The organism is Thalassobacillus devorans MSP14 (assembly GCF_000496835.1).
GTDB lineage: Bacteria > Bacillota > Bacilli > Bacillales > Halobacillaceae > Thalassobacillus > Thalassobacillus devorans_B.
Genome location: NZ_KI543236.1, coordinates 165,183 through 178,444 on the forward strand (window position 1 = coordinate 165,183; position 13,262 = coordinate 178,444).

Sequence of the window (13,262 nt, forward strand, 5' to 3'; positions counted from 1 at the left end):
CTCTGAACTAAAATACAGCGAAATTTATCCTTTGGCGTCTTCTTTAGAACCGCTGTCCCCTTGGGCCGGCTGTTCTGGTTTATCGAATAATCCTTTGAACTGTTCGTCTTTGACTTTGATATTTGCATTTTCGATCATTTTATCCATTTTAGCCTGTAGTTTTGTCTGGTCGATTTTCTTAGAAGCCAACTGACGCTTGATGGTATCTTTTTCTTCTTCGAAAGAACCTACATCTTCTGCTTTCTTTTCACCGGTTTTCTTAATGATGTGATAGCCGAATTCTGTTTTGATCGGTTCACTGATTTCCCCTTTTTCAAGCGCATAAGCTGCATCCTCGAATTTGGCAGTCATTTCTCCAGGACCAAAAAATCCAAGATCTCCACCATTTTTCAGTGATGCTTTATCGGTTGAGAATTTTTTAGCCAGCTCTTGGAAATCTGCTCCATCTTCCAGCTGCTGCTTTACCTTTTTAGCCGTATCTTTATTATCGACAAGAATATGACTCGCTTTGACCTGGGTTTTCATTTTTTCGTAGTAATCTTTCATTTCTTTCTCCGAGATTTCTACATCTTCCATAGCTGCTTTTTCCTGGAGCAGGCTGAGACGAAGCATATCTTTGAAGTCCTCTTCGCTTTTGAAATTATTCTGCTTCAGAATCATATCGAATTGTTTTCCATACTTCTCTTTCATATTCTCTAATTCTTTATTGACTTCTTTTTCGGTTACTTCATAGTTATCTGAAAGCACTTCTTTCATGACTAATTGCTGAAGAACCGCTTCACCATTCTGATCTTTCAATGCTTCATAAAACTCTTCTTTTGTCACTTCTCCACTCTTTGTTTCCACTACTGCTTCGCTGGTATCTTTTGAATCTGAACTGCAAGCAGATAAGGTTAACACTCCTGCTGCCAGTGTAGCTGCAACTGCAAACTTATTCATTTCTCATACACCCCTATTATGTAATTAAATTCTAGACGTAAGGCAAACAACCTATGACATAATATAACATATCCACATTAACAAAGACTAGTCTATATTTTAAAAGATAAAGGATAGAGGGCAAACGCCTATCCATCTTCACTACCCGCTGCATAGGATACTGTACGTATCAGATAAGGGGGTGAGGTTATGAGTCGAGGATATGGTGGCGGTTTCGCTTTGATCGTCGTGTTATTCATTTTGCTCATTATTGTAGGGGCAGCATGGCTGTAATCCCTGACAGGATTTAATAAGAAAGCCAGACGCTGAATCGGCGTCTGGCTTTTTTCTTCGATGTTTTTATAGGTAGAATCACCATATTAAGCCGCCGCGTTCAATACTTCTACATAAGAGGATATCAATAAGATTGTAATCAGAACATTGATGGTGCGGAATACGCGCGGCTGTTTCTCTTTGGACATGTTAGTCTTCATACATAAGGAATGTGTCAGAGAATTGATGATGAATAGAATAATTAGGGCGTAGAGAATAAATACGAATGCCACAGCTGAAATACCTCCTTTTATTCCTTATTTCATTACTTTATCAAAAAATGATCTTCTTGAACAGAATTTACAATCAAAAAATAAGAGAAGGGCGCTGAGTCAGCACCCTTCCTATGCTTTATTTATGAGCTTTTACGTTTGATTAATATATCATAGCCATCTTTGGCATTTTCGATGACACAGCTGCGAGGAGCCCGGATGAATTGGTTCAAGTATAGGAAATCGGAAAACGATAACCCGATATTCACCGCTGAAAACAGAACAAAATAAGCAAAGTATCCAGGAAATACATAACTCATCGCCAAGCCTGGGAATGTGATGAATAAGGTTGGTGCCAGCGCCATGAAAATAGATGTTTTTTTAGATAATTTTGATTGACACCGGTAATCGAATGTTGGAATCAATCGTCTTCTGAATTTCCATTTCACCCTCACACGTTTGTTAGCAAGCACTAAAGGCAGGATATGCATCATTCGATGAAGTGACGGCAGAAAGAAAAGAATGACCAGTAATGGAATGAATCCATGATCTTTTACATCATGCGTCAGATGCAACAACGAAAAAGGCAGATACAAAACCAAAAATGCTAACAACCCTGTAAGAAAGGATGTGAGATAAATGCGATTATTACCGAAATCCTTAGTGATGTTTACTGTTTTCCAGCAATTCATCTCAGAATCCCCCTTTACTACAAAAATGACTGAAACATTCGTCAGGGAATGTTTCTATGATATTTGGGGTGAACCGTTATGTATTGAGTAGCACAAATGGAATAATAGTATGTTTTGATAGAAAAAGCAATAGGTTTTTACAAAAAAAATAAAAGAGTTTACAAACTGCTGTGACAGTAGTTGCAGCGATCACGTATCCAACGTTTGAAACGTGAAAATCAGGTTATGGATAAAGAGATGAGAAAGCCAATATAAATGTAGGGGATAAGTTTTTTTGAGAGAAACGGTAGAAGGTAGAAATGGAGAGATGATGATGGGGAAATACACCGACATTCTTAAACGAAAAAAGCCTGATCGCACCAACGAGGATGATCCTGTAGAAGCATTATTGGCAGCTCGTTTGAGAGAAAGACTGAGAGCTGTCGAACAAAAAAACGGTAAAGGCAGCAGGCACCATATAGCGTCAAATATGCCCGGTATCAAAGGGGATGGTAAGCATGATGATACTTCCGGCATCCAATCATTATTAGATGAAGCGAAGAAAAAAACGAACGGAATCTCTCTTTATTTTCCTGCTGGTATATATAAGCTTACCGCAACATTAATGATTCACGAAGGGACGCGGATCGAGTGTCATCCTAAAGCAGTATTCCATAAAGTACACCATCGCGGGATGCTCAAGAATATCGAGAAAAACAGCAGTGACAATGGTTACGAAGGAAACGGCAATATTACCATTATTGGCGGAGTCTGGGATAATAATGGCCACCGTTATTTAGGAGGGACAAGTTTTGTCTTTGGTCATGCGAAGAACCTGGTGTTCAGGGACTTGACCATCAAGGATGTATCACCGGGACATGGAATGGAGATCAATTCTTCCTGTAATGTGGTAATTGATGGCTGTAAGTTTATTGGTATGGCTCCTAAAAAACGGAAGCTATATTCAGAAGCCGTCCAGTTGGATTTAATGAAAAGCAACGGAGTATTTCCCTGGAAAAAATCACACTTCGACCACACCCCCTGCCAGGATGTAATGATTACCAATTGTTATTTCGGTCCCAGTGAACGGCTGGGGAGCTGGGGGAGAGCGGTTGGATCACATTCAGCAACCGCAGATCGGTGGCATAAGCGGATTATCATAGCGAATAATATTATCAGTGCTACCTTACAGTGGGGAATACGTGCCTATTCCTGGAAAGATGTTACGATTACTGACAATATCTTCGATGGCTGCGGTGCAGGACTTTCTATCGATCCGAACTACTACGGCAAAAATGAAGTGGACAGCGAAGATATGTTTGGAAATCAAACAAATGACAGTAACCAGGTGAAAAGGGTCACGATACAGGGCAACCATTTTATCAAGCCTGGTACGCATGGCTCAGTGATGAGTATTACCGGAGACAAGCGGCATGATATGCTCGAAGTAAGTATCACCGGGAATACCATCGAAGGTTCTGCCTCAACGAATGCAATTTTTCTTGCCCACGTGGCTCAATCAAGCCTGGCGGATAATATCATTGTGGGAGCCGGGAAGGGAATCAAGCTGACGGCAACTACAATGGTAAATGTAACAGGTAATATAATTCAATCAATTACGGAAACAGGCATTGAGGCATTCACGGGTAACCGGGACTTGACGATTGCCAATAATGCTTTGTCCCATGTCGGTGGTCACGGAATCTGGATTACCGGAAATGACACCACGAATATCAGCAATAACCGTTTGACCGGGATAGGAGCTGACTTTGAGTCAGAAAACCAAGGGATACGTGTCACATCATCCTGTAACAGGATATCTATCATTGGTAACATCTTCAGCAATCGTGAACCGGGTTTTCAAATGTCATGCGCCATCTATACTGCTGCATGCACTAGCAATGCTTTAGCAATAGGAAACAATGCGGCCGGGATTGGCTTGGAATTATGTGAGGGCATGTCAGCAAGTGGCAATATAGAATGAGCGTGAACGAGATGAATCCCTTCCCTTAAGGGGGATTCATCTTTTTTATTTTACTGAAGCTTCAGGACTGGCAGGTTTCATTTCGCTGAATTTTTTAGTGATCAAACGATGAAAGCGAATCATATCTCCCAGCCGGTTATATAGTTCCTCAATTTCTTCTATCTCACTGGGTTCTCTTATTTTGTCTACTTCATGTTCTAATGTTGATTCGATCTGCTTCAAGGAATGTTCCTGCTGTTGAGCGGCATCCAGCCATTTTTGTATATAGGAAGTCATGAACTTTCGATACAAATTTTCGTCAGCCTGGTAAAGGTCTTTTCTTACTCCTTTTTTCCATACACGTTCGACAAGGTTCAAATCGACCAGACTTTTGATTCCATTACTCATAGCGGTTTTGCTTTTTCCTAATGCTTTGCTCATTTCATCGAGTGTCATCGGTTCCCCGTTAAGATAGAGGGTGACAAACAAGCGGGCTTCCCCTGGTGATAATGCGAACATTTCCAGTGTCTTAGAGAATTCATGAATCACTTTGGTGTGGAGTTCTTCTAAAAATTGGGAGTTAGGAGCCATAAAATCCTCCTTTTTCAAATATTGACCACTTAACACGTTATAGCAAGGTGTGAAAAATTTAAAATAGCAGATGACCATGCATTTTCTTGAAATTTAAAGGAAAAGTACGTATTCTACGGTTTAAATTTCATACAGTTTAAACTGTACGTTATTTTTATACTTTTTTATCTGAGTTTATTGTTTGTACTTTTTATTACAAGTGCGTTACAGTATGTAGGGTGAAAGATAAGGAATGGGCAATACTAATCATAAAAATTAGACAAAAAGTTTTAGTGAGGTGAATTTCGTGCCCGTAATTAAAGTGAAAAATTTATCAAAAATCTTTGGTAAAAATGCCAAGCAGGCAACTAAGTTGCTTGATGAAGGGCTAACCAAAGAGGAAATACTGAAAAAGACAGGAAACACGGTAGGGGTAAACCGTGCTTCATTTGAAGTGGAAGAAGGAGAAATCTTCGTCATAATGGGTTTATCCGGAAGTGGTAAATCCACGCTTGTCCGTCTGATCAATCGTCTGATCGAACCGACAGAAGGCAGCGTCATGATCGATGGGGAAGATTTGGCTAAAATGAACAAACAGGATTTACGAGGCGTACGGCGTGAAAAATTGAGTATGGTTTTTCAGAAGTTCGCGCTCTTCCCTCATAGGACAATTTTGCAGAATGCAGAATTCGGTCTGGAAGTACAAGGGATCGATAAAGAAGAGCGGAGTAAGCGTGCCAGGGAATCATTGGATATGGTAGGGCTTGGTGAATACATTCATCAGTTCCCATCCCAATTATCCGGGGGGATGCAGCAACGTGTCGGTCTGGCTCGTGCGTTGGCAAATGACCCGGAAGTATTGCTCATGGATGAAGCATTCTCAGCATTGGATCCATTAATCCGTAAAGAAATGCAGGATGAACTGTTAGAGCTTCAGGATAATATGAAGAAAACCATTCTTTTCATCACACATGACCTGGACGAAGCACTTCGAATCGGCGATCGTATCGCTTTGATGAAAGACGGAAAAATCGTTCAGATTGGTACACCGGAAGAAATCCTCGTCAACCCGGCTAACGATTATGTCGAAAAGTTCGTCGAAGATGTGGATCGCTCTAAGGTATTGGAAGCCCAGCATATTATGAAACGTCCGGAAACCGTTGATATTGAAAAACATGGTCCGCGTGCTGCTCTCGAAAGAATGCGTAAAGAAGGCCTATCCAGTATTTATGTCGTTGATAGAAAACGAAAATTATATGGCTATGTAACGGCAGATGATGTCTCTGCTGCAGCAAAACAAGATAAGAAAAATTTACATGACATACTTCATACGGATGTTCCAAAAGCAGAGATGCATACGAGTATGCATGAAATTTTCAACATGATTCATGACTCTCCTGTGCCGATCGCAGTAGTTGAAGGTGATAAGTTGAAAGGTATCATAGTCAGGGGAGCTGTCATTGCAGCATTAGCAGGAAGCGAGGTGTCAATCAATGGAGATCATTCCTAAGCTCCCTGTTGCCGAGTGGATCGACAAAGCCACAGAATGGACAACAGATACATTTGAGTTTTTATTTGATTTCATTAAAGAAGATTTTGGAGATTTTATCGAATTTTTCGCAGAAGACCTTTTAATGGCGATACCTATCTGGTTATTTATCGCTGTCATTGCCGTGCTGGCATTTTTTGCGTCCGGAAAACGCTTTGGCTTGGTAGCCTTTTCCGTAGTCGGATTATGGTTTATCAGCAACCAGGAATTATGGGAAGAGTTGATGAACACCTTCACCCTGGTCATTTTTGCCAGTCTGATTTCGGTAATCATTGGAGTGCCGTTTGGTATCTGGATGGCAAAAAGTAAGACAGTGCAGGCTATTCTTACACCGATACTTGACTTTATGCAGACGATGCCGGCGTTCGTTTATTTGATTCCTGCAGTTGCCTTTTTCAGTATCGGGATGGTTCCAGGGGTGTTCGCATCAGTTATTTTTGCGACCCCTCCAACAGTCCGATTCACGAATTTAGGAATCCGGCAAGTCTCAAAAGATTTGATTGAAGCATCCGATTCATTTGGTACAACAGGCATGCAAAAGCTATTCAAAGTTCAGCTGCCAATGGCCAAAACAACGATAATGGCCGGTATCAACCAGACAGTCATGCTCGCACTTTCCATGGTTGTTATTGCTTCCATGATCGGTGCAAAAGGACTCGGGCAAACGGTAATTACCGGTCTACAGCGTGCGGACGTGGGTACTGGATTTGTGGCCGGTCTTGGTATTGTTATTCTTGCAATCATTATTGATCGCTTCACACAGAACTTAAATACTCAAAAGGGTCAATAAGGTCTGAAAGGTCGAAAAGACCAGTTTCGACTGGTCTTCTCATAAAAAATTCTATTATAAGGGGCGAATCATTATGTTTAATCTAAACTGGAAGCGGCTTGGTCTTGCTGCAGGTTTATCATTGTCACTAGTAGCTGCGGGTTGTGGATCCGGAGAGGAAGAAAGCGGCAGCAGCAACGAAGGAAACAACGGAGATAATGGAGCACCTAATTATGGTGAAGAAATGGATTACACTATCACAGGTATTGAAGCAGGTGCTGGAGTAGTCAACGCAGCTCAAACAGCTGTAAAAGAATATGACAACCTGAGCGGCTGGGAAGTTTCAACTTCTTCAAGTGGTGCCATGGCACAGGAACTATCCAGTGCTTATGAAAATGAAGAGCCGATTGTGGTAACTGGCTGGACACCGCATTGGAAGTTTGCTAAATTTGACCTGAAATATCTTGAAGATCCAAAAAAAGTGTTCGGCGGTGAAGAAGAAATCAAAACTATGGTACGTAAAGGTTTAAAAGAAGATATGCCGAATGCCTATAAGATTTTAGATCAATTTAAATGGGAAACAGCTGACATGGAAAAGGTTATGCTTGATATCTCTGAAGGGGCTTCCCCAGAGGAAGCTGCAAAAAAATGGGTAGAAAGCAATTCTGATAAAGTAGCAGCCTGGACAAAAGGCGCAGAAAAAGTTGATGGTAAAGAAATCCAATTGGTTTATGTCAACTGGGACTCTGAAATTGCATCCACAAACGTTATTGGCCACGTCCTTAAACAACAAGGTTTCGAGGTGACCATGACTGCTCTGGATAATGGTCCGATGTGGGAAGCAGTTGCATCTGGTGAAGCAGATGGTATGGTTGCTGCATGGCTGCCAGCGACTCACGGTGCCCAGTATAAAGACCATAAGGGTGACCTTGTAGATCTTGGTGCTAACTTGACTGGTGCTAAAATCGGTCTTGTTGTTCCGAAATATATGGATGTTGATTCTATCAAAGATCTTCAACCAGCTGAATAATGCAATGTTTTTAACCCCGCTCTCATTAAAAGAGCGGGGTTTTTGCAATAATCTGCTTCTTCCACAAAATGGCCGAATTGTGGAAGACTCAGTTTCAAAGTAATTTGGGTTCGTTACCGAGACAGGGGAAGGGGTGGCTGGGAAACGATTCGCTTTCCAGCTTCATCGCCTTGGGAGACACTCGCGACATAAGCAGTCCATCAACGGGAAGAAAGAACACTTCCCTTTTGCTGTTCTGCTTATGCGTGTCGTGTCTCCCAAGGCGATTACGCATTCGTTTTTTTCCTGTGGGGGAGGCTGGCAAGCCTCCTCGGTCGTTTCACGACCTGTGGGGTCTCGCCTAGCCCCTTCTCCCACGGGAGTCTCACCGTTTCCCCGCCACCTTATCCATATTTTGACGAACGAACCCTACATTGTGAGAAGATATCTTCCACATTTTCTGCATGAAAAGCTCAATGATTCAGGACATAAGCTCTTTTCAGCTGTTAAGATGGTGGTTCCGCATATCGATGTTTCCGTTAGTCTTACAAACGCAAGGAGGGCCGGGAAATTGCGAGACTCCGATGGGAGGATAGGACATGGTGAGATCCCGCAAGGCGGAGCCTGAGGAAGCTCACCGTCCGCCCATGGAAAGCGAGTGATTTCCCGGACCTCCAAATGCTTATCGCCATAACGGAAACAGTTTCTCTCGAAACTGAGTCTTAAGCAATTGGGAGTTTAAATGGCAAAGCAGCTCTGTTACGTGCGTAAAAAAACTCCGCTTCCATCGGGAAACGGAGTTTGTTGCATGTGATTTATTCTTGCTTATCAGGATCTTCCATTGGTGGAGTTTGACGGGAAGTGTTTTGTTCTGATTTAGCTTTTTCTTCTAATTCTTTCAGACTTTCTTCAATTTGCTCAAGGTATTTTTGGATGTTCTTCTGGTGCGGTTCAACGGTTTTCTTCCAGCTTTCGATCGATGATTTCACATCTTCCGAAAGGTCTTTGATCAGTTCAGCGCCTTCTTTGGAAGTTTGCATGATCTGATCTTTCAGTTGCACGCCGTCATCTTTCAATTTGAATACAGTATCTTTCAGTTGTGCGCTTTTCGCTTTCGCATTTTCACGGAATTCTTTCCCTGATGTTTTCGTATTCATTAACGTGTAGGCTGCACCTGCTACTCCTCCAACAACGAAGCCTAAAAATAACGATTTACCGTTTGCCATGAACAAAACCCCTTTCAAAACATCTTCTTGTGATTATTTTCTCTTTATATGTAAAAATGAAACCCTTTTTAACAGAATATCAGAAGTTCCCGGAATATATGTCTTTCAGTGGTAAAAAAACCTCCAGCCTGACAGCCAGAGGTTTAGGAATGTTATTGATAACTAGCGCTTAGTTGTGACCGTTTCATAATCCCCTGGGTTACAGGATATATGACCATCATTGCAAAGGCATTGATCGCAGCTGTTGGCAGTACGATAGTAGCAAACATGACAGGGAAGCTTCCTTCCATCATACCGATGATGAATAGAATGACGCTAAGGAAAATGGTTCCACTGACCATGGTGCCTAAAGCTGTCAACAAAGGTGCAAAAATGTTTTGTTTCACAACGTTGCGCCCTGCGATGAATAACCCGAAGAAAGCTAATGCGGTCAACGGTTTATCAATAATGTTCGCAATCTGACCTCCAGGTACTGTTGTTGTAAGTGCAGAGATGAATCCTGTCGCCAGGGAAAGGATCATCACATATTTGATTTTAGGAAATAAAATGATTCCCAGAAACATCATCGCTAACAGCATATCAGGTCGCATCCCTAAAAAGAATGGCGGCATGATTGCATGTAAAACGGCACCGATACCAACAAGTAATGAAAGCATGACTAAAATACGAATATTCACTTTACTCTCTCCTCTTCTCAACTGATCTCTTCTACATTTACTTTTCAAACGTGTCCTCATGACCGTCTGCAAAAGTATAGGTACATTATATCAAAACATTGTCCAACCGCAAAGCATCTGTTCAGGAAGGTATGTGCTTGTTGATTTCACCGGCGATTTTCTGAAGATCCTCCGTACTGTATTCGTCCGAATGTACTTCCCAGTTGGAACGGTATCCATCCCCCTGACCATAACGGGGAATAAGATGGATATGTAAATGGAAAACGGATTGGTCTGCAGGTTTCTCATTGTTGTTCAATAAGTTCATCCCGATCGGCTGATACGTTTCTTTGATTGCTGCTGCCACCTGTGGTACGCGCGCAAACAACTTCCCAGCCGTTTCTGCATCTGTTTCGTAAATGTTTTTTTTGTGTGTTTTTGGAATGATAAGTGTATGCCCTTTGGTCACCTGGCTGATGTCAAGGAAAGCATAAACATCTTCATCCTCATATACTTTAGCAGAAGGGATATCACCTGCCACGATTTTGCAAAAGATACAATCTTCCTTATGGCTCATCGCACTCACTCCTTTAAAATAGTTGATTGTATTGTACCATAATCCTTCTTTATGTAAGAAGTAACTGACAGAAAGGACGTGGAAATTTAATTATTCCAGTCACCTTGCAAATAGAAAACAGAGCACCGAAGCCGGTACTCTGCCATAAAGGAGTGAAGCTAATAGATCGAACTTGTTGCCTACTTTCAAAAAGGGAAGCCATTCAATTTGGAAAGGCTTCCGGAATTTCGGATAGGAAACCGTTTATAAGCCTTCTGTCAACACCTCATTTGCATGGGTAATCTGAATCTGGCTCATGAATGATCTTTCACTGACACCTCATTTCGTGGTTGAACCACTAGTTGAAATTGTCTTTGTGAAACGGGGTACTGCCTCACTCCTTACTACGTAGTTTGGCGAAATGTGAAAAAAATATGCACAAGAATATTTTGGCATAGGATGTGGGGAATGGTAAAATTCTATAATGAAGGATTGCAATGGAGAGAGGATGGTTTTATGGAACCTTTACTACATATCGAAAACCTCCATGGAGGATATACGCATAAAAATGTATTGCATGGAATTTCTTTTGATGTCTATCCAAATGAAATCGTCGGGCTGATTGGCTTGAATGGTGCCGGTAAAAGTACGACAATCAAACATATCATCGGGATGATGCAGGCAAAAAAAGGACAAGTAGCGGTCAACGGACAACGGTTTGAAGAAAACCCTGAAGCTTATCGTCAGCAGATGGCTTACATTCCGGAAATGCCGATACTCTATGATGAGCTGACGTTGTACGAACACCTGCATTTAACTGCAATGGCTTATGGGATAGAAGAACAACAGTTCAAGAAGCGGCTGGAGCCGCTTTTAAAAGAATTCCGTCTGGAAAAGAAATTGAACTGGTTTCCTGTTCATTTTTCCAAGGGGATGCGACAGAAAGTGATGATCATGTGCGCCTTTTTGATCGAGCCATCTTTGTATATTGTAGACGAGCCGTTTGTTGGTCTTGATCCGCTTGGTATCCAGTCCTATCTTCAGTTGATGGAGGAAATGAAACAGGCAGGTGCGGGTGTGTTGATGTCTACTCACATTTTAGCGACAGCCGAACGCTACTGCGATCGTTTCGTCATTTTGCATGATGGTAAAATTCGTGCCAAAGGTACACTGGAGGAGCTTCGGGAATCGTTCCGGATGCCGGGTTCATCACTGGATGATTTATATGTCCAATTGACAAAGGAAGAGAACCATGATTGATGCAAAAGCGTTTTGGCTGAAACGGTTCAATGAACATATCAAAGAAACAGGAAGGTACTTAAGATATATATTCAATGGTCATATCGCGGTGGCCATGATCTTTTTCATTTCTGCCCTGGCTTTCTATTATCAGCAGTGGCTTGCCGATTTACCGGAAAACTTCCCAACAGCTTTGATTGTGGGCATCGCATTTGGTTTGATTGCCAGTTATAGTCCCGTGCGAACCTTATTAAAAGAGCCCGATCTCGTGTTTCTGCTGCCGGCAGAACATCAACTGGATGACTACTTCAAACGCTGTTTATTTTACAGCTACGTCGTCCAATTATATTTGGTGTTGCTGGTGGGAGCAGCATTAGGTCCGCTCTATTTCGCGAGCTATCCGGAGCAGGGGACGAATTTTTATTTATTGATGCTGCTAGTGGTTTTGATTTTTAAAGTATGGAATATGCTCGCCAACTGGTGGATGTTGAAAGAGCGGAATGCTAACATCAGGCTTTGGGATTTATTCACCCGTATTATACTGAATATTTCCGTTTTTTACTTTTTCGCGGCTGGCGAATTGTTGTTCGCAGGTATAGTCACCGTCTTGCTGTTCGGTGTTACCATGTACAATTATACACTCGCCAGGAAAAAGCCTGGTCTCGTCTGGGATGTTCTCGTAGAAAAAGACCAGGCACGGATGCGGGCTTTCTACAGGATCGCCAATATGTTCACCGATGTCCCGCATTTAAAAAATACGATCAAAAAGCGTCACTGGCTTGTCGGGTTGCTGGTGAAGCCCGTACCTTACAAACAATCCGAGTCGTTTGATTATCTATACCGGATTACATTTGCTCGGAGCAGCGATTATGTGGGGATGTATTTCAGACTGGTTGTCATCGGAGGACTGGCGATTTATTACGTGCCGAACGTTTGGGTGAAGATTGCATTCGCCATTCTGTTTCTCTATCTGAGTGCTTTTCAGATGATGACGCTGTGGAATCATCACCGCACGGTTGCCTGGATGGATTTGTATCCATTGAAACAGGAATGGAGGCAGCAGGCTGTCCTGAAATGGCTGCTTATGCTGATGTTATTCCAGACATTTTTGTTCGGTCTGCTGTTCATAATTCAGTGGAATCTGCTCGGTCTTGTCCTCGTCTGGGGTGGCGGTGCGGTCTTCAGCTGGCTGTTTACCCAAAGTTATATAAAACCGAGATTGACATAAAGGAAAGGGGGCTTGAAAATCAAGCCTCTTTTTTCTTTTTGGGACATTGTTGATTTTCAATAGGTTTATTCAACAATTGGGCCGAAAAGTCGAAGACTTGATTTCGAGATAATGTTGGAAATTAGGGGCTCCGGGAAACGATTCGCTTTCCGTGGGCGTGTGCTGAGTCTCCTCAGGCTTCGCCTTGCGGGGCCTCACCTATCACTCAGCTCCCACAGGAGTCTCACCGTTTCCCTACGCCCTTTGCCATAAAAAACACTCGAAATCATGCTTGACGAAACCTCACTATGATAATTTTGAAAGAAGACTTTTCACTCTTTATATCCTTTATAAATGGCTCAAGATGAAGATTTCAGCTAAACA

The 13,262-nt window shown here is 42.1% G+C and carries 14 protein-coding genes; 7 read left to right on the forward strand and 7 right to left on the reverse strand.

All coding sequences use genetic code 11. The annotated features are described in order from the left end of the window. Nucleotides 1-24: 24 nt before the first annotated feature. A complete protein-coding gene (locus tag P855_RS0101605) occupies nt 25-939 on the reverse strand; it encodes a peptidylprolyl isomerase (RefSeq protein ID WP_028781955.1) in 915 nt (304 codons plus the stop codon). A gap of 189 nt (nt 940-1,128) precedes the next feature. On the opposite strand from P855_RS0101605, the gene P855_RS20225 reads away from it, so the two are divergent. Continuing rightward, entirely contained in the window at nt 1,129-1,212 is an 84-nt protein-coding gene (locus P855_RS20225) for a YjcZ family sporulation protein (RefSeq protein WP_037985558.1), read from the forward strand. A gap of 86 nt (nt 1,213-1,298) precedes the next feature. Here P855_RS20225 and P855_RS0101615 read toward each other — a convergent pair whose 3' ends face one another. Next, on the reverse strand, nt 1,299-1,484 hold the full coding sequence (locus P855_RS0101615) for a hypothetical protein (RefSeq protein WP_028781956.1): 186 nt from the start codon (nt 1,482-1,484) through the stop codon (nt 1,299-1,301). A gap of 122 nt (nt 1,485-1,606) precedes the next feature. After that, nucleotides 1,607-2,155, reverse strand: a complete 549-nt coding sequence (locus P855_RS0101620; RefSeq protein ID WP_028781957.1) for a DUF3267 domain-containing protein — start codon at nt 2,153-2,155, stop codon at nt 1,607-1,609. Between the two features lie 274 nt (nt 2,156-2,429). Between P855_RS0101620 and P855_RS20230 the strand changes: the two genes are divergently transcribed. Beyond that, nucleotides 2,430-4,118 (forward strand): right-handed parallel beta-helix repeat-containing protein, encoded by a 1,689-nt coding sequence (locus P855_RS20230; protein WP_051353040.1) that lies wholly within the window; start codon nt 2,430-2,432, stop codon nt 4,116-4,118. Between the two features lie 45 nt (nt 4,119-4,163). On the opposite strand, the gene P855_RS0101630 is transcribed toward P855_RS20230, so the two are convergent. Beyond that, the gene (locus P855_RS0101630; protein ID WP_028781958.1) at nt 4,164-4,688 is read right to left on the reverse strand and encodes a GbsR/MarR family transcriptional regulator; all 525 of its coding nucleotides are present in this window, start codon (nt 4,686-4,688) and stop codon (nt 4,164-4,166) included. Nucleotides 4,689-4,974: 286 nt separating this feature from the next. On the opposite strand from P855_RS0101630, the gene P855_RS0101635 reads away from it, so the two are divergent. From P855_RS0101635 to P855_RS0101645, 3 genes are all read left to right on the forward strand, one after another. Further along, nucleotides 4,975-6,177 carry a quaternary amine ABC transporter ATP-binding protein gene (locus P855_RS0101635; protein WP_028781959.1) on the forward strand — a complete coding sequence of 401 codons (1,203 nt, stop codon included), beginning with the start codon at nt 4,975-4,977 and terminating at the stop codon, nt 6,175-6,177. Then, nucleotides 6,161-7,006 (forward strand): ABC transporter permease, encoded by an 846-nt coding sequence (locus P855_RS0101640; RefSeq protein WP_028781960.1) that lies wholly within the window; start codon nt 6,161-6,163, stop codon nt 7,004-7,006. The genes P855_RS0101635 and P855_RS0101640 overlap by 17 nt, the downstream gene beginning before the upstream one ends. A gap of 73 nt (nt 7,007-7,079) precedes the next feature. Further along, the gene (locus P855_RS0101645) at nt 7,080-8,015 is read left to right on the forward strand and encodes a glycine betaine ABC transporter substrate-binding protein (protein WP_028781961.1); all 936 of its coding nucleotides are present in this window, start codon (nt 7,080-7,082) and stop codon (nt 8,013-8,015) included. A 794-nt stretch (nt 8,016-8,809) separates the two neighbouring features. Here the strand turns inward: P855_RS0101645 and P855_RS20235 are convergent. The 3 genes from P855_RS20235 to P855_RS0101665 form a co-directional block, all read right to left on the reverse strand. Beyond that, entirely contained in the window at nt 8,810-9,220 is a 411-nt protein-coding gene (locus P855_RS20235) for a YtxH domain-containing protein (RefSeq protein ID WP_051353041.1), read from the reverse strand. A 152-nt stretch (nt 9,221-9,372) separates the two neighbouring features. Continuing rightward, complete coding sequence (locus P855_RS0101660) at nt 9,373-9,897, reverse strand: tryptophan transporter (protein ID WP_028781963.1); 525 nt, start codon at nt 9,895-9,897, stop codon at nt 9,373-9,375. A gap of 121 nt (nt 9,898-10,018) precedes the next feature. Continuing rightward, the gene (locus P855_RS0101665) at nt 10,019-10,453 is read right to left on the reverse strand and encodes an HIT family protein (RefSeq protein ID WP_028781964.1); all 435 of its coding nucleotides are present in this window, start codon (nt 10,451-10,453) and stop codon (nt 10,019-10,021) included. A 495-nt stretch (nt 10,454-10,948) separates the two neighbouring features. Here P855_RS0101665 and P855_RS0101670 point away from each other — a divergent pair, with 495 nt between their 5' ends. After that, a complete protein-coding gene (locus P855_RS0101670) occupies nt 10,949-11,692 on the forward strand; it encodes an ABC transporter ATP-binding protein (protein WP_028781965.1) in 744 nt (247 codons plus the stop codon). After that, complete coding sequence (locus P855_RS0101675) at nt 11,685-12,899, forward strand: ABC transporter permease (RefSeq protein WP_028781966.1); 1,215 nt, start codon at nt 11,685-11,687, stop codon at nt 12,897-12,899. The genes P855_RS0101670 and P855_RS0101675 overlap by 8 nt, the downstream gene beginning before the upstream one ends. Nucleotides 12,900-13,262: the final 363 nt, after the last annotated feature.